This window comes from Bacillus sp. FSL W7-1354, assembly GCF_038002405.1.
In the GTDB taxonomy this organism is placed as follows: domain Bacteria; phylum Bacillota; class Bacilli; order Bacillales; family Bacillaceae; genus Bacillus; species Bacillus paralicheniformis.
Window position 1 is genome coordinate 2,116,223 of sequence record NZ_JBBOCL010000001.1, and the last position, 16,387, is coordinate 2,132,609.

Annotated in this window: 15 protein-coding genes; 5 read left to right on the plus strand and 10 right to left on the minus strand. The window is 47.1% G+C overall.

Going from position 1 to position 16,387, the window contains the following annotated elements; translation table 11 throughout:
- Window positions 1-10 precede the first annotated feature (10 nt).
- Window positions 11-1,126 (plus strand): sporulation integral membrane protein YtvI, encoded by a 1,116-nt coding sequence (ytvI, locus tag MKZ04_RS10735; RefSeq protein WP_020452558.1) that lies wholly within the window; start codon window positions 11-13, stop codon window positions 1,124-1,126.
- A gap of 42 nt (window positions 1,127-1,168) precedes the next feature.
- Here ytvI and MKZ04_RS10740 read toward each other — a convergent pair whose 3' ends face one another.
- The 7 genes from MKZ04_RS10740 to dnaE all read right to left on the minus strand — a co-directional run bounded on the left by MKZ04_RS10740 (window position 1,169) and on the right by dnaE (window position 11,556).
- Complete coding sequence (locus MKZ04_RS10740) at window positions 1,169-1,555, minus strand: FxsA family protein (protein ID WP_020452559.1); 387 nt, start codon at window positions 1,553-1,555, stop codon at window positions 1,169-1,171.
- A 94-nt stretch (window positions 1,556-1,649) separates the two neighbouring features.
- Window positions 1,650-3,407: a pyruvate kinase gene (gene pyk, locus MKZ04_RS10745; RefSeq protein ID WP_128823544.1), complete on the minus strand. Its 1,758-nt coding sequence runs from the start codon at window positions 3,405-3,407 to the stop codon at window positions 1,650-1,652.
- A 24-nt stretch (window positions 3,408-3,431) separates the two neighbouring features.
- Window positions 3,432-4,391, minus strand: a complete 960-nt coding sequence (gene pfkA / locus MKZ04_RS10750; RefSeq protein ID WP_020452561.1) for a 6-phosphofructokinase — start codon at window positions 4,389-4,391, stop codon at window positions 3,432-3,434.
- A gap of 242 nt (window positions 4,392-4,633) precedes the next feature.
- Window positions 4,634-5,611, minus strand: coding sequence for an acetyl-CoA carboxylase carboxyl transferase subunit alpha (gene accA, locus MKZ04_RS10755; protein ID WP_023855491.1), 978 nt, complete (start codon window positions 5,609-5,611; stop codon window positions 4,634-4,636).
- Complete coding sequence (gene accD, locus MKZ04_RS10760) at window positions 5,596-6,471, minus strand: acetyl-CoA carboxylase, carboxyltransferase subunit beta (protein WP_020452563.1); 876 nt, start codon at window positions 6,469-6,471, stop codon at window positions 5,596-5,598. The genes accA and accD overlap by 16 nt, the downstream gene beginning before the upstream one ends.
- A gap of 362 nt (window positions 6,472-6,833) precedes the next feature.
- A complete protein-coding gene (locus MKZ04_RS10765) occupies window positions 6,834-8,069 on the minus strand; it encodes an NAD(P)-dependent malic enzyme (RefSeq protein ID WP_020452564.1) in 1,236 nt (411 codons plus the stop codon).
- 142 nt (window positions 8,070-8,211) lie between these two features.
- Complete coding sequence (gene dnaE, locus MKZ04_RS10770; protein ID WP_145623958.1) at window positions 8,212-11,556, minus strand: DNA polymerase III subunit alpha; 3,345 nt, start codon at window positions 11,554-11,556, stop codon at window positions 8,212-8,214.
- Between the two features lie 139 nt (window positions 11,557-11,695).
- Here dnaE and MKZ04_RS10775 point away from each other — a divergent pair, with 139 nt between their 5' ends.
- From MKZ04_RS10775 to MKZ04_RS10785, 3 genes are all read left to right on the plus strand, one after another.
- The gene (locus tag MKZ04_RS10775; RefSeq protein WP_003184343.1) at window positions 11,696-12,037 is read left to right on the plus strand and encodes a YtrH family sporulation protein; all 342 of its coding nucleotides are present in this window, start codon (window positions 11,696-11,698) and stop codon (window positions 12,035-12,037) included.
- Window positions 12,034-12,537, plus strand: coding sequence for a sporulation membrane protein YtrI (gene ytrI / locus MKZ04_RS10780; protein WP_026579084.1), 504 nt, complete (start codon window positions 12,034-12,036; stop codon window positions 12,535-12,537). Before MKZ04_RS10775 ends, ytrI begins: the two co-directional genes overlap by 4 nt.
- A 111-nt stretch (window positions 12,538-12,648) precedes the next feature.
- Entirely contained in the window at window positions 12,649-12,828 is a 180-nt protein-coding gene (locus tag MKZ04_RS10785) for a hypothetical protein (protein WP_020452567.1), read from the plus strand.
- Window positions 12,829-12,941: 113 nt separating this feature from the next.
- Here MKZ04_RS10785 and MKZ04_RS10790 read toward each other — a convergent pair whose 3' ends face one another.
- Complete coding sequence (locus MKZ04_RS10790) at window positions 12,942-13,886, minus strand: DHH family phosphoesterase (protein WP_023855493.1); 945 nt, start codon at window positions 13,884-13,886, stop codon at window positions 12,942-12,944.
- A 146-nt stretch (window positions 13,887-14,032) separates the two neighbouring features.
- On the opposite strand from MKZ04_RS10790, the gene MKZ04_RS10795 reads away from it, so the two are divergent.
- Entirely contained in the window at window positions 14,033-14,335 is a 303-nt protein-coding gene (locus MKZ04_RS10795) for a YtpI family protein (protein WP_020452569.1), read from the plus strand.
- 28 nt (window positions 14,336-14,363) lie between these two features.
- Here MKZ04_RS10795 and MKZ04_RS10800 read toward each other — a convergent pair whose 3' ends face one another.
- Window positions 14,364-15,686 carry a CBS domain-containing protein gene (locus MKZ04_RS10800; protein WP_020452570.1) on the minus strand — a complete coding sequence of 441 codons (1,323 nt, stop codon included), beginning with the start codon at window positions 15,684-15,686 and terminating at the stop codon, window positions 14,364-14,366.
- A gap of 92 nt (window positions 15,687-15,778) precedes the next feature.
- Window positions 15,779-16,336: a PadR family transcriptional regulator gene (locus tag MKZ04_RS10805; protein WP_020452571.1), complete on the minus strand. Its 558-nt coding sequence runs from the start codon at window positions 16,334-16,336 to the stop codon at window positions 15,779-15,781.
- Window positions 16,337-16,387 lie beyond the last annotated feature (51 nt).

Below are 16,387 nucleotides of genomic sequence, written 5' to 3' on the forward strand. Positions count from 1 at the left end.
GGATGCAGAATTGAATCAATCCTATCTCACAGCTGCGCTTCGGGCAGTGTATGTGCTGTTTTTGACCGCTGCTTGCGGAGCGGTCGGCTACTACTCTTTTCCGTTAACCTATCCTTTTGTGATTGCGCTTATTCTCGCCATCATGATCAACCCTTTTGTGGAATGGCTCGATAAGCGGACCGGGCTCCCGAGAGGCGTTAATGTCGGCATCGTGCTATGCGGCTTTTTGATCGCCGGAGCCGGCTTTTTGACCCTGGTCGTTGCCGAGATTGTCTCTGGAACGGCTCATTTGGCTAAAATACTCCCCGTCCAGTTTAATAAAGCCGCTCTTTATATCGAATCTTTTTTTACGAATCAAATCATGCCGCTGTATAATCAGCTTGCCGCTTTTTTTGACGGGCTCGAAGCCGCCCAGCAGGAATCGATCATTACACAGGTCCAAAATTTGGGCAGTGAACTCGCATCAGGCACCGCTTTGTTTCTTTCAAAAATTCTTGAGATGGTGCCCCTCTTTTTCGCCTTTCTGCCGAATATGGCGGCCGTGCTGATCTTTTCGCTCCTAGCCACTTTTTTTATCAGCAAAGATTTGCATAAAATACAAAACAAGGCGCGGTCTGTTCTTCCTGATCGGCTGATCTCGGGTGCAGCGGCTGTCTATGCGGAATTGAAAAGAGCGCTGGCAGGCTTTGTGAAGGCCCAGCTTACCCTTGTGGCGATGACGATGGTGCTGGTGTTGATCGGGCTTTCTGTGTTGAAGGTTAATCATGCTGTCGCCATTGCTTTTCTCATCGGGCTGGTCGACCTGCTGCCGTATTTGGGAGCGGGGTCTGTATTTGTGCCGTGGATCGTCTATTTAGCAGCATCCAAGCAGCTGCCGCTTGCGATCGGCCTCGGAGTCCTGTACATCGTCGTGCTCGTCTTCAGGCAGCTGGCCGAACCGAAGATTTTGAGCCGGTCAATCGGACTTCACCCTTTGGGAACATTGATCGCGCTGTTTGCCGGTTTCAAATTGTTTGGCTTTCTCGGATTGATCATGGGCCCCGCCCTTCTCGTTCTCATTCAGGCTCTCTTTACAACAGGTATTTTTAAAGACGTATGGCAGTTTATTAAAGGAAATGAAAAATAAGCGGCAGCCTGCTTTTTCCAATGCGGGCCGCCGCTTATCGGGTTATTTGATGATGTTGATCCGCCTGCCTTCAGACATCCTCTTCAGCTTGCGGGATATGAACGGTTTGAAACGGCTGCGCGTTGCCGGCAGCAGCAGCAGTAAACCGATGATATCCGATAAAAAGCCGGGCAGCAAAAGCAGCATGCCGCCTATGAAAATACAAAGCCCGTCCAAAATCGCATCCCCAGGCATTTTTCCATACTGAAGATCGCGCTGAACTTTGTAGTAAACTTCGATTCCTTGTTTTTTGGCGAGAGCGGCCCCGAGAAATCCCGTCAAGATGATCAGCAAAACGGTCGGCAAGACACCGATCCAATTAGCGGACAAGAGGAACAGACCGATTTCACTCGCTGGAAAAATGACGAGAAATAATAAGAAAAACTTCATTGTCTTCACCTCATAATTCTAATATGGAAGCGAACGGCCGCCCTGTCGCCTGCAAAAAAAGAAGGGAAAGCTTCCCTTCTTCTTCAATAAGCGATTAAAGTACGCTTGCACGTCCTTTGTAAACAGCTCCGCGGGCGGAGTCGACCGTAATGTCTTCTCCCTCTTTGAGAATGGAAGTCGCATTTTCCATTCCGACGATGACAGGGATGCCGAGGCTCAAGCCTACGACTGCTGCGTGGCTGGTTAAACCGCCTTCTTCAGTAATCAGCGCAGCCGCTTTTTCAAGGGACGCCATCATGTCACGATCCGTGCTTTTTGTAACCAAAACGGCGCCATCTTTCATTTTTTTATCCGCTTCTTGTGCATTTTGAGCGATGACCACTTCACCAAACGCGGATTTGCGTCCGATTCCCTGGCCTTTTGCGACCACGTCTCCGACAACATACACTTTCATCAAGTTTGTTGTGCCGGCTTCACCGACAGCTCCGGCCGTGATAACGATCAAGTCGCCGTGGCGTACGATGCCTGTGTCGAGAGATTTTTGCACTGCTTTTTCAAGCATTTCGTCAGTCGAGCTGTGGTTTTGTCCGCTTGTTGCGAAAACACCGAAGACAAGAGACAGCTTTCTTGAAACCGCATCATTTACCGTAACTGCGACAATCGGCGCCTGCGGGCGATATTTGGAAATCATTCTCGCCGTATGACCGCTTTCTGTCGGTGTGACGATGGCATTCACGTCAAGGTTGATTGCCGTATGCGCCACAGACTGGCCGATGGCATCTGTAATTGACATGCTGACTTGCTTGCTCCGTGCAGAAAGGATCTTTTTATGGTTGAGCGCTTCTTCTGAACGGGAAGCGATATTGTGCATCGTCTGAACGGCTTCAACAGGGTAATTTCCCGCAGCAGTTTCACCTGAAAGCATAATCGCGTCAGTTCCGTCAAAGATCGCATTGGCAACGTCGCTCGCTTCCGCGCGTGTCGGACGCGGATTGCGCTGCATGCTGTCGAGCATTTGGGTAGCCGTGATAACAGGCTTGCCAAGCGCATTGCATTTTTTGATCAGTTCTTTTTGAACGAGCGGCACTTCTTCAGCAGGGATTTCAACACCAAGGTCTCCACGTGCGACCATCAGACCGTCTGATACTTCAAGAATGGCATCGATGTTGTCAACGCCTTCCTGGTTTTCGATTTTTGGAATGATTTGAATATCTGCCGCATTGTGCTCTTCAAGAAGTTCGCGGATTTCAAGAACATCCGACGGACGGCGCACAAAAGATGCCGCGATAAAATCAACACCCTGCTCGATACCGAACACAATGTCGTTAGCGTCTTTTTCCGTAATTCCCGGAAGATTGACGCTGACGCCCGGCACATTCACGCCTTTTTTGTTTTTCAGCGTTCCGCTGTTCATTACTTTTGTGACGATTTCACGCTTGTCCTTGTTGACATCTGTGACTTCAAGTCCGATCAGTCCATCGTCAAGCAAAATCGTTGAACCAATTGATACATCGTGAATCAACCCATCATATGTAACTGAGATTTTTTTTGGCGTACCGATGACTTCTTCCATTGACACGATCAGCTGAGAACCCGCTTCCAGTTCGATTGAACCGCCTTCCATTGTGTGCGTGCGGATTTCCGGACCTTTCGTATCAAGAAGGATACCGATATCTTTTCCCAGCTTGCCGGCTGCTTCGCGAATGTTTTTAATTCTTGCGCCGTGCTCTTCGAAATCTCCATGGGAAAAGTTCAAGCGCGCCACGTTCATTCCGGCTTCCATCAGCTGGGTGAGCTTTTCAACAGTTTCGCTGGCCGGCCCAATTGTACAAACTATTTTAGTCTTTCTCATATTGCTTCCTCCTCGGGTTTTACACTAGATTGACAGTTCTTGAGACAAGCGGTACATGCTTTGATCAATTGTATGTTTATGATCGAGTATTTCAATGATATCATGATGCACAAGCTGGTTATTTTGAATTCCGACACAGCGTCCGCCTTTTCCTTCAAGAAGCAGTTCAACCGCAAATGCCCCTAGACGGCTTGCCAATACACGGTCTGCTGCAGTCGGAGAACCGCCGCGCTGGATATGTCCAAGCACCGATACTCTAGTTTCGAGATTTGTGGCTTCTTCAATTCTTTTGCCGAATTCAACGCCGCTTCCGACGCCTTCCGCCACAATGATGATGCTGTGTTTTTTGCCGCGCTCATGCCCTCTTTTCAGCCTCGCAATAATTTCTTCCATATCGTAGTCAGCTTCAGGGATCAAAATGGATTCCGCGCCTCCTGCCAAACCTGACCATAAAGCAATGTCCCCGGCATGGCGGCCCATTACTTCAATCACGTATGTACGTTCGTGGGATGTAGCTGTATCCCTGATTTTATCGATGGCATCGATAACGGTATTTAACGCCGTATCAAATCCGATCGTCAAATCTGTTCCAGGGATGTCATTGTCGATTGTTCCCGGCACTCCGACACAAGGAAAACCGTGTTCTGTCAGCTTTTTCGCTCCCATATAAGAACCGTCTCCGCCAATGACGACTAATCCTTCTATACCATATTTTTTTAAATTCGCTATTCCTTTTTCCCGTCCTTCTACCGTTTTAAACTCAGGACACCTTGCTGTATATAGCTTCGTTCCTCCGCGGTGAATGATATCTCCGACAGAACCGATTTCAAGCTTTTCTATTTTTCCGCTGATTAAACCTGAATACCCGTTGTAAATTCCGTATACTTCTACGTCATGGTAGATCGCTTTCCTGACAACCGCGCGGACCGCCGCGTTCATTCCCGGGGAATCTCCGCCGCTCGTCAATACTCCGATACGTTTCATCTTTTTCACCTCGAAAACATATATAATTTACCTTAACACGTTCATTGCCGCTAAAACAATGAAAAAGGGATGAAAATTTTCCGAAAATCCCTATAAAACCTTACTCATTATACAATTAAACAAAAAGTTTTTAAATAAATTTTAAGCAAACTCTTTGAAAAATCGCGGGTGAAAGACACAATCCTTTCACTTTTCACCTTTATCCATAAAAAATAAACGTGAGCCAAAGGCCTCACGTTTATTTATTTTATCCCAACAAATTGGTTTTCAGTCGAAATTTTTCCAATTGATTTATACTTGTTATATCTTTGTTGAATCAGCTCGTTCTTATCCAGTTTCAGCAAGGATTTAAGCTCGCTTTTCAGCGCTTCATCGATGTAGGCGGCCTGCTGCTCTACATCGCGGTGTGCTCCGCCTCTTACTTCTTTTATAACATGATCTATAATATCCAATTCTTTAAGGTCCGGAGCGGTGATTTTCATTGTTTCTGCCGCTTTTTTCGCGAGTCCTGAATCCTTCCAGAGGATAGCAGCCGCTCCCTCGGGAGAGATCACCGAATAAGTTGAGTTTTCCAGCATCAATAAGCGGTTTGCGACGCCGAGCGCAAGCGCTCCCCCGCTGCCGCCTTCCCCGATGACGATCGAGATGACCGGCACAGAGAGTCCCGCCATTTCAAAAAGATTCTTGGCAATTGCTTCGCTTTGCCCCCGCTCTTCAGCTGCTTTTCCAGGGTATGCTCCTTTTGTATCAATAAAGCAGATGATCGGCCTGTTAAATTTATCGGCCTGCTTCATCAGCCTGAGCGCTTTGCGGTAGCCTTCCGGATGCGGCATTCCGAAGTTGCGGCGGATGTTTTCTTTTGTATCCTTGCCGCGCTGTTGGCCGATCACTGTCACAGGAAGGCCCCGGAACTTGGCAATTCCGCCGACAATCGCTTCATCATCACCGAAATATCGATCTCCGTGGCATTCAAAAAAATCGGTAAAAAGATGTTCGATATAATCGAGCGTTGTCGGACGGTTCGGATGCCTCGCAATCTGGACTCTGTCCCAGGCTTTCAGATTTGTATAAATGTCTTCTTCAAGCCTTTCAAGACGAGCTTCAAGCTTCGTAATTTCAGAGCTTAAATCCATATCGGAATCCTGTGTGAACCTTTTCAATTCGGCGATCTTTTCACGCAGTTCGACCACCGGTTTTTCAAATTCTAATTCTCCAGCCACTCGAGATCACCTCCAGTTTGGTGCATTTTCAAAATGCTGCCGAGCGTTTTTTTCATGTCTGCTCTGTGAACGACGGAATCAAGCTGTCCGTGCTTTAACAGAAATTCCGCAGTCTGAAAATCCTCAGGCAGTTCTTCACGGATGGTTTGTTCGATAATTCTTCTTCCGGCAAAGCCAATCAGCGCGCCTGGCTCGGCAAGGTTGTAATCGCCGAGAGATGCAAAGCTTGCGGATACACCGCCTGTTGTCGGATGTGTCATCACCGAAATGATCAAGCCCTGCTCTTCACTGAACAGCTTTAAAGCGGAGCTTGTTTTAGCCATTTGCATCAAGCTGAGAAGGCCTTCCTGCATTCTCGCACCGCCTGATGCGGTAAAAATAATGAAAGGCACTTTTTCTTCTCTTGCCTTTTCGATCGCCAGCGTAATTTTTTCGCCTACGACAGACCCCATGCTTCCCATTCTGAAAGATGAATCCATCACGGCAACGACTGCCGGAGATCCGTCAACCGTCCCTTTTCCGGTGACAACCGCTTCATTCAGCGATGTTTTTTCCCGGTCTTTTTGCAGTTTCTCAAGGTATCCTGGGAATTCCAGCGGGTTTTCAGACATCATATCCTGATTGAATTCTTCAAAGGAGCCATCGTCCAGCAGGCTTTTTATACGCTGCTTCGCGTTCATTTGAAGATGGTAACCGCAGTTCATGCAGACCCTTAAGTTTTTATCCAGCTCTTTTGTGAGCATGATTTTTTTGCAATCCGGGCATTTTGTCATGATCCCTTCCGGTACATCTTGCTTTGCTGATTCCGCGGGAACGGAAGCGTATTTTTTTTTCTTTTTGCTGAATATATCTTTTAACAAAAGATTACCTCCCTTTTCTGAAGGGTTTTCTTCATGTATGCCTGTCCTGTTTATAGACTAGAACATCACTATACCGAAACTATTGTACTTTTTTTGTCAAACGGTGTCATCCTCAATTCGACATTTTTGACCGGCAAACAGCCGAATCGCACTTGATGCGGTTAGAGACTGACAAATTGATATATCAGCCTTGAGAGCGGATACAAAAGTCTGGAAAAGCGATTTGAAAAAATTTTTTACAGCCCGCATATTCCCTTACAAGTGTCCCCAATAAGAGGAAAAACTGTACATCATATTCGAGAAACAGCGCGTGACGGCTCTTTAGGCCAGAGCAATCACGCGCTGATCACAAAAATGGAGTTTTATTTTCCTTCAATTACTGCAAGCTTTCTTGTCTTTTCAGCGACTTCTTCAGGATCGACATCGATTCGTGCAACACCTGTTTCCATCGCGGCTTTCGCTACCGCTTTGGCAACGGCCGGTGCGACCCTTGGATCGAACGGAGCCGGAATGACATATTCGGGGCTCAGCTCTTCGTCGGAAACGAGTGATGCGATCGCCTCAACCGCGGCGATTTTCATTTCTTCGTTAATATGTGTCGCGCGGACGTCGAGCGCCCCGCGGAAGATGCCGGGGAATGCGAGAACGTTGTTCACTTGGTTAGGGAAGTCAGAGCGTCCCGTTCCAACGACGCTTGCTCCGGCTTCATGCGCTTCAGCAGGCATGATTTCTGGATTTGGATTCGCCATGGCGAAGATGATCGGTTTGTCAGCCATGCTTTCAACCATTTCTTTTGTCAAAGCGCCTTCGACGGAAACTCCGATAAAGACATCGGCGTCTTTGATCACATCTTTGAGCGATCCGTCTATGCGGTTTTTATTCGTATATTTTGCGACTTCATCTTTAACAGCGTTCATGCCGTTCGGACGGCCTTCGTAAATCGCACCTTTCGTGTCGCACATGATGATATCGCGCACGCCGAAATGATAAAGAAGCTTGATAATGGCAATTCCCGCTGCTCCGGCGCCGTTTGCCACGACTTTGACGGAAGACATCGATTTGCCGGACAGCTTAAGCGCATTGACGAGACCGGCTACCGTAACGATTGCAGTACCGTGCTGGTCATCGTGAAACACCGGGATTTTTGTTTCTTTTTTGAGGCGTTCTTCAATGACAAAACAGTTCGGCGCTGCAATGTCTTCAAGATTGACGCCGCCGAATGTCGGCTCAAGCAGCTTGACCGTCTCAACAATTTTGTCGACATCAGATGTATTTAAACAGATTGGGAAAGCGTCCACACCGGCAAAGCTTTTGAAAAGAACCGCTTTTCCTTCCATAACCGGAAGGGCGGCTTCAGGGCCGATATTGCCGAGGCCGAGCACTGCCGTTCCGTCCGAGACGACTGCTACCATGTTTCCCTTCATTGTATAATCGTATACTTTGCTGTTATCATCGTAAATCGCTTTGCAGGGCTCAGCCACACCCGGAGAATATGCAAGGCTTAAATCATCCGCATTGCGAACCTGCACTTTTGATTTTGATTCCAATTTGCCCTGGTTTACTTTGTGCATATGCAGCGCTTTTTCTTTCAATGACATGTTAACAAACACTCCTTCAAGGGAATTTTGCCAAAAACTTTGCTTCGTTTTCTGCTTAAGATTCTTGTAAGAAGAACCCTAGAATCTTAAAAATGATAACACAATTAACCGCTTTTTTGATCAATAATGCTCAAAATACCTGCTATCTGAGCACGACATTTTTCTCACCTACAACGCTTTTCAGTCTGTAGAGGGCAGCGTGGTCAGCCTTGATGTTGTAGCTTTCCGGCAGCTGCATCGTTTGTTTCCGTTTTTCATAATAGACGCAGACCGGCGTTTCCCCTTTGTGTTCAAGCAGGATGCTGCTGATTTTCTTAAAGATATCGTGGGTGTGCTGACTTTCCTCCACTTTAATATAGACGGACGGCTGCTTTTTAGCATGAAGCGATTCGACAAGCGATGCCCCGGCGATGATCAGCTGGCGCTTTTCATTCCTTGTCTCAAGACGTCCTTCTGCAAAAAGCGATACGCCTTCTTCCAGGATCGGGGAAAGCTGTCTGAACTGTTCAGGAAAAACAACCGCTTCGATTTCCCCGCTTTCATCGCTCAGCTCCAGAAAAGCCATCGTCTGTCCCGTTTTTGTACGGATCGTCTTCATCTTCGTCAAAAGTCCGCCCAAAGCCGCCTTTTTACGGCTGGAGGCGAGCAGCTGAATAATCGGCAGCGCACCTGCACGGTCCAGCTTCTTGCGGTGAACGCTCAGCGGATGGTCAGAAAAGTAAATGCCGAGCGTCTCCTTCTCGTGTGCCAGCAGGTCGACGAGCGGCATTTCTTCCGTCTCGGCGTACTTCGGCTTAATTGTCAAGCCTTCATCGAGAAAGAAGCCGAGCTGATCATTGTCTCCTGCAAACAATTCGGCATGCTCCAGCGCGACATCGACAGAAGCGAGCAAAGTGGCCCGGTTTTCACCGAATTCATCCATTGCTCCGGCAAAAATTAAAGCTTCAATCGTTTTCCGGTTCACGCTTTTCACAGAAGTCCTGACACAAAAGTCAAACAAATCTGCGAACGGCTTTTCTTTTCTCGCCCTGTAGATTTCTTTCACAGCCGAAATACCGACGCCTTTAACAGCCCTTAAACTGTAGCGCAGCGCCCCGTTTTCCACGACGAACGGATAGCCGCTCTTATTAATGGAAGGACCTAAAACATGCAGCCCTTTCCCTTTCGCTTCATAGATGTACTGAGCAAGCTTTTCCTCATTTCCGATCGCACTCGTCAAGAGGCCGCACATAAAGTAGAGGGGGTAATGCGCTTTTAAATAAGCGAGCTGGTAGCCGATCATGCTGTATGCAACCGCATGACTCCGGTTAAAACCGTAATTGGCGAATTTTACAATCAGATCGTATACTTCATTAGCCGCTTGTACGGAATACCCTTTTTTCAAGCATCCACTAATAAAATGATTTCTCTCTGTATCGAGAATTTCCTTGTTTTTTTTGCCGACCGCCCTTCGCAAAAGATCGGCTTCTCCAAGCCTGAAACCCGCCATCCGCGATGCGATCATCATGATCTGTTCCTGATAAACGATCACGCCGTATGTATCTTTCAAAATCTCGGCCAAATCCTCGTGCGGATAAGACACGGCAACCCGTCCGTGCTTTCGTTCGATATACAGCGGGATATTTTCCATCGGGCCCGGGCGGTACAAGGCATTGACAGCGACAATGTCTTCAAGGCTTGATGGCTTGAGCCTTTTTAAAACGTTTCTCATGCCGGCTGATTCGAGCTGGAAAATACCTGTCGTATCTCCTTCTGACAGCAGCTTAAACGTCTGTTCATCTTCATAGGGAATCGCCGAAAAATCGATGGTGACCCGCTCGCTTTTTTCGATCAGCGTTTTGATCGATTCAATGAGCGTTAAATTGCGCAAGCCGAGAAAATCCATTTTCAATAGTCCCAAGTCTTCGAGATAGCCCATCGAATATTGCGTTAAATATACACCGTCATGTCCTTCCTGTATCGGTATGATATTCGTCAGCGGCTCCTCGCTCAACACGACGCCCGCCGCATGAATGGACGTATGCCGCGGAAGCCCTTCGATTTTCTGAGCCGTTTTAAATATGTCCTGAAGCTTCTTGGACCCGTTCAGGCGCTTGTCCAGTTCAACAGAAAGAGCTCTCGCCTCTTTCAGCGTCACTCCAGGTTTGGACGGAATCAATTTCGCCAGCTGGTCGGCTTCTTTCGGACTGATGCCCATCACCCTGCCGACGTCCCGGAGCGCCGCTTTTGCGGCCAATGTACCAAACGTGATAATTTGCGCTACGTGCAGTGCCCCGTATTTATTTTTCACGTATTGGATGACTTCATCCCTTCTCGTATCTGGAAAATCGATATCGATATCGGGCATGCTGATGCGCTCCGGATTTAAAAACCGTTCAAACAGCAATTTGTGCTTGATCGGATCGACATCTGTGATAAACAGCGTATAAGCGACGAGAGAGCCGGCCGCCGACCCCCGCCCCGGCCCTGTGATAATGCCGTTGTCGTGGGCGAACTTCATGAAATCCCAGACGATCAAAAAATAGTCGCTGAACGCCATGTCGCGAATCACTTTCAGCTCATACTCAAGCCGTTCGACATACTCCCTCGGAGCGGCATCGAACCGTTTTTTCAGTCCGAGAAAGCAAAGCTCAGCCAAATAATCGTCAGCATTCTTGCCGGAAGGCGCCGGATATTTCGGCAGGCGCGTCTGGCCAAGGCTCAGGTCCACCTGGCACAGATCCGCGATTTTGACTGTATTCTCCAACGCGTCCGGACGATCCCTGTAAATGTCAAGCATTTCAGCGGGCGGCTTGAGCTCAAGATGCAGATCTCCTTTGGCCTTCATGTCTTCGTTCAGCTTCTCGCCCGCTTTAATCGCTTTTAAACACGTATAAGCTGCCGCATCCTCTTTTTCGATGTAGCGTACATCGCCGGTTGCGGCAATCGGAATTCCCGTATGTTCGCTGAGCTCCAGAATGCGTTCAGAAAGAAGCGGGTCGCCCTTGTACGGCTGATACGACAAATAAAAGCTGCCCTCTCCGAAGATCGAAAGACAGCGGAGGGCGGCGTTCTTCGCCTCTTCGATCAGCCCTTCTTTCAACAGCGCTTCAACATGGCTTGTCCCGCCCGTTGTCAGCGCAATGAGCCCTTCATGATAACTTTTGAGCCATTTTTCTTTGATGCCGGTTTTTGATTTCGACTGCAACACGCTGCTGATTTTCAGCAGGTTTTGGTAGCCTTTGTTTGTTTTCGCCAAAAGAACGAGCGGATATGAAAGCTGTTCTTTTTCATCTGTTAAAACTGAGGCTGTAAGCCCGATAATCGGCTTGATGCCGCGTTTTTTGCATGATTTATAAAATTCCACCGCCCCGTACATGACCTCATCATCCGTCAGCGCCATTGCGCTGTAGCCCAGCTCTTTGGCTTTGGCCGTGAGGTCCTCTACGGAAGCGGCGCTGTTTAATAAGCTGTAACCGCTGTGTACTTGCAGGTGAACAAAAGGCATTTCTGTCACCCCTTCCTTTTTCGAGCCGTCTCTTTTCATTATATGATGGGATCGAATGAGAAACAAATGTTCTTTCTTTGATCAACAATCATACTTGTCTTTCTTTATCCATATAGTGTGATAAGGTGAGGTGATCGGAATGGATCCTGAACAGCCCTTTTTTCCAAACTTTATCAGCTGTTATTTTATTGCGCTAGGAGTGCTTCTCGGCGGTTGCTTAATCGGAGGGATCGGCGCCTATCTGTCGGGACAGCCGCCTTTAACGATTATTACAAGCCTCGCAAACCGTCTAAAAATCTGGGCGCTGGTTGCGGCAATCGGCGGCACGTTTGACGCGGTCTACAGCTTTGAAAGGGGCATTATCGAAGGCAATACGAGAGACATCGTAAAACAGCTTCTCCTGATTCTTTCGGCGATGGGAGGAGCGCAGACCGGTTATCTGATCATCAATTGGCTCACACAGGAGCATATTTCCTCATGAGAATCCCTCCTTATTATAAAAAACCGGGTTGGCAGCGTTTTTTTGCGGGAATGATGTGCGGAGCCATCATCAGCTGGGTCGTGTTCCTGTTTACATACGGCACCTTTCAGGAGAAGCAGGTCGTCTTGATAAGAGAACAGAAAGAGCGCATCAATGATTTAAATGACCAGATCACCATTTACCGGGAGGACCTTCATAAGCTGAATGAAGACAATAAAAGAAAACTGCTGATTCAAAGCGTCGACGTCAAGCTGATCAACGGCAAGCAATACAAATTGTCACAGCCCGACATGATGAACTTTGAAGAGCATATCCGGGATAATATTTCCGATGTCATCACAAAGGATATCGAAAGCGTCTACCGGACGAAGGAGCTTTTAAAGCGGACGATTGAAAATAAAGAGTATACGATAAACGATAAAACGTACAAAGCGAAAGTCACCGAACTGACGATTTATACACGGCTTTCCGTTGAAATCAAAATCTCTTTTTCCGAATAAAATTATGGATTTTTTTTTACGATTTACATGCATTCGTCGCTTTTTTCCATATTTTAATTTAAACTGACAGTAAGCGATATGTAAGTTTTTTTAAAAAGGGAGGAAAGCAGAATGTACATTTACAGTTACCATCAGCTGGCAAGAGATAAAGTCAACCGGATCAAGCTGGGCTACTCGGCTTATGCGGAAACCGAAAGTCTCGCGTCCCTTATCAAAAGAGAGTTAAGAGCCCAAAACATCCATGTTTATGAGGATGTAACAGATATCGGATCATGGTTTATACCTGAATAAGCAGCAGCTGTGATGCGTAAAATGATCTGCTTACACTTTGCTGCTTACTTTTTCGCAAAATATAATGCAAACGCTTGCAGTTGAACTGCACAAAAAAAGAGGGACTTCCCCTCTTATTTGTTTTCTTTGCATATGCGCTCCAAGTCAGCGATGACAAGATCGGTGTCTTTCCAGTCATAGATGGAAGCACCGGCTGCGAGCGGATGGCCTCCGCCGTTGTATTTTTTAGCGACTTCATTGACAATCGGTCCCTTTGAACGAAGCCTAACCCTGATCTGGTCGGCTTCCTCCACAAAAAACACCCATGCTTTGATTCCTGAAATATTGCCGAGCGTGCTGACAAGCTGTGAAGCTTCAGACGGCGTAATATTGTATTGATGCAAAATGTCACGGGTGATGAATACCGACGCCACACCGTTTTCGGACAGAGAAACATTCTGGTAAATGTAACCGTTCAGCCGCACAACATTTAATTTCGTCTCATACAATTGATTAAAAAGCGCCTGAGAATTAAAAGGATACTCAATCAGCTCTCCGGCATATTTCAATGTCTTTTTTGTCGTGTTCGGAAATAAGAAGCGCCCTGTATCCCCCACAATGCCGGCATAGATCAGTTCGGCACCCTTTGTCGGAAGCGTCCATCCCGCTTGTTCTTTACCCGCTAAATACAGTTCGTAAATCATCTCGCTCGTCGAGCTCGCATTCGTATCCACCCATAAAAGGTCGCCGTATTGGTCTTCATTCGGATGATGGTCGATTTTGATCAGCTTGTCGCCCATGTTGTAGCGCGAATCGGAAATTCTCGCTTGATTGGCCGTGTCACAGACGATGACAAGTGCATTTTCATACACCGGGTCTTCAATCACATCCGGGGTGTACAAAAAAGCGAGGGAAGGCTCGGGCGTTCCGACCGCGAAAATATTTTTTTCAGGATAGGTTGCCCTCAGGATTTCCGCAAGGCCGCATTGGGATCCGTAGGCATCGGGATCCGGTCTCACATGTCTATGTATAATGATCGTGTCATATAATGATATGGTTCTGATGATTTCTTTTTTCATGACGCGCCCCTTCTTTACTTTGTTTTTAACCATTAAATCATAATCTGTTGTTGGTGGAAAGTGAAAGTTATGACTTTTTATTGTAGAAAGCGAACCCGATTATGTATACAATGGGTTTGTAAAACTTACAATGGAGGATGTCGATTATGCCGTTTTTTGTTTTTTTCATTGTGTTTTCAGCGATAGCTTATGGGTACTTCAAAGTAAGGTATGTGCGCACCAAAAAAGCGATTGAACGGGAATACTATTCGGCCAAGTCAAGCATGAGTCTGGGCCTGTTTATCATGTTCTTCGGCGCCAATCAGCTGCTTTTAAACCGCGGCACGCTTGCTGTCGTCATCGGCGTTATTTTTATGCTGACCGGGCTCGGGAGCATGTGGGCCGGCTACAGAGCCTATAAGCACTATGTCCCTTTGCTTGCGAAAGAAAACGAACGGGAAAACGCATAAGCGAAAAGAGGGACACTGGCCGCGTCCCTTAGCTTCTTTCCATCAGCTGAACCATCATCATCGCTTTGCCGACGAGAGCACCCTGGTGAAAAACTTCTATATCCATTTTTCCGAACTTTCTCCCGGCTTCGAGAATGTTCGGTTTTATTTCAATGACAGACTCCATTTGCACAGGCTTTAAAAAATAAATCGTCATGCTCTCTATCACGAGTTCGCCTTTTTTGTGCGACCGCAAAAAACGGTTTGCAGCTTCGGTCAAAATCGTCGTAAACACGCCGTAGGAAATCGTTCCCAAGTGGTTTGTCATTTGCGGCGTTACTTCGTATTGATAAACCGGATCCGGCTTGTTTTTGTCATTGTCCGATTCTTTGAAACCGCCTGTCACAATGTCATCGAGTTTTTCGCCGACCTGAGGCTGCTTCTGAATCATTTGAAGCGCCTTTAATACGTCCTGCCTGCTGATCATGCCGATCAGCTTTTGCCGCTCGTCAACGACGGGAAGCACTTCGATTCCTTCCCAGACCATCATCTGCGCCGCTGAAGCGACTGACGTTTTGCCGATTACTGTAATCGGGTTTTTCGTCATGACTTTTTCAATCAATACAGAGCGGTCATATCCGGCAACATCTTTTGAAGTTAAAATGCCGTGGATTTTCATCTGCTCGTCAACGATGGGAAAACGTCCATGCCCCGTTTCAAAGTTTTTCTCATACCATCTTTCGAGCTTTTCATGAGGGGATAAGCAGACCGTTTTTTCCAAAGGGGTCAAAATATCCTCGACAAGCACGACCTCTTTTTTGATGAGCTGGTCATAAATCGCCCTGTTGATCATCGCGGCTACAGTAAACGTGTCATAGCTTGTAGAAATGACCGGGAGCTCGAGCCTGTCGGCAAGCTCAATAATCTCCGGCTCCGTATCAAAACCGCCGGTCACCAGCACGGCAGCACCCGCTTCCAAAGCCTGGCGGTGCGCATCGATTCGGTTGCCGACAATCAGCAGGTTGCCCGCCCCGGTATATCTCATCATCGCATCAAGCTTCATCGCTCCGATGACGAATTTGTTGAGCGTTTTATGAAGCCCTGCTTTTCCGCCAAGCACATGGCCGTCAATGACATTGACCACTTCAGCGTATGTCAGTTTTTCAATATTCTCTTTTTTCTTTTGCTCGATCCTGATCGTTCCGACCCTTTCGATCGTGCTGACAAACCCTTTATTCTCGGCTTCTTTTATCGCTCTGTAAGCAGTTCCTTCACTGACTTTCATTTCCTTCGCAATCCGCCTGACGGAGATTTTTTCGCCGACGGACAAAGAATCAATATATTTTAAAATCTGTTCGTGTTTTGTCGCCAATCGTTTCACCTTCATCCTCTGACTGCTAGATATATTTATTATAAATGGTTGTGCAATTGAACCGCAATCCGCCTTCGCAACATCATGTCCGTCTAAGAGCGATCATTCTCCATCAGAAGAAGCGCTTTTTCAAGCCATGAGCAATAGCCGTTTTCCCGCTCCAGCGCCCGGGTCAATACAAGGTAATGGCCGAAATGAGGCGAGCGGAAAGTTATCGATTCACCCGCTTCGCGCTTCAATTCTTCGAGCTTATTTTTTAAAAAAACGGCTTTCTCCTCCCGCTTTTGAAGCTGATCGGCAAAAAGCCTTTTCGCTTCATCACGTTCCATCGAAGAGATAAAATAAGCTTTCAGCATAAATTCATCTTTTACCGTATCGGGGACCGGTTTGAATTCCGTAAGCCATCCGTGAAGTTCACGCTTTCCGGCCTCTGTGATGGAATACATTTTCTTTTCTAATTTTGAGCCTTGGATCACCGTTTCATATTCGATAAATCCTTCATCCGTCAGCTTTTTCAGCTCGGGATAAATCTGACTGTGCTTGGCGCTCCAAAATTGGCCCAATTCGGCTTTAAAGCGGCTTGTCATATCGTAGCCGCTCAAACTCCCGTGATCAAGGAGCCCCAAAATCGCGTATTTCAATACCCTCATAATATCCTCCCAAGAACAATCCGATTCCTATATTATATCATCATTAACATG

What these genes read in the sequence shown, in the direction of transcription:
- pfkA (WP_020452561.1), bottom strand. Translation starts at nt 4,391, where the DNA reads ATGAAACGTATCGGAGTATTGACGAGCGGCGGAGATTCCCCGGGAATG.
- MKZ04_RS10765 (WP_020452564.1), bottom strand. Translation starts at nt 8,069, where the DNA reads ATGTCATTGAAAGAAAAAGCGCTGCATATGCACAAAGTAAACCAGGGC.
- MKZ04_RS10795 (WP_020452569.1), top strand. Translation starts at nt 14,033, where the DNA reads ATGCCGTTTTTTGTTTTTTTCATTGTGTTTTCAGCGATAGCTTATGGG.
- MKZ04_RS10785 (WP_020452567.1), top strand. Translation starts at nt 12,649, where the DNA reads ATGTACATTTACAGTTACCATCAGCTGGCAAGAGATAAAGTCAACCGG.
- pyk (WP_128823544.1), bottom strand. Translation starts at nt 3,407, where the DNA reads ATGAGAAAGACTAAAATAGTTTGTACAATTGGGCCGGCCAGCGAAACT.
- MKZ04_RS10775 (WP_003184343.1), top strand. Translation starts at nt 11,696, where the DNA reads ATGGATCCTGAACAGCCCTTTTTTCCAAACTTTATCAGCTGTTATTTT.
- ytrI (WP_026579084.1), top strand. Translation starts at nt 12,034, where the DNA reads ATGAGAATCCCTCCTTATTATAAAAAACCGGGTTGGCAGCGTTTTTTT.
- MKZ04_RS10790 (WP_023855493.1), bottom strand. Translation starts at nt 13,886, where the DNA reads ATGAAAAAAGAAATCATCAGAACCATATCATTATATGACACGATCATT.
- dnaE (WP_145623958.1), bottom strand. Translation starts at nt 11,556, where the DNA reads ATGCCTTTTGTTCACCTGCAAGTACACAGCGGTTACAGCTTATTAAAC.
- MKZ04_RS10740 (WP_020452559.1), bottom strand. Translation starts at nt 1,555, where the DNA reads ATGAAGTTTTTCTTATTATTTCTCGTCATTTTTCCAGCGAGTGAAATC.
- MKZ04_RS10805 (WP_020452571.1), bottom strand. Translation starts at nt 16,336, where the DNA reads ATGAGGGTATTGAAATACGCGATTTTGGGGCTCCTTGATCACGGGAGT.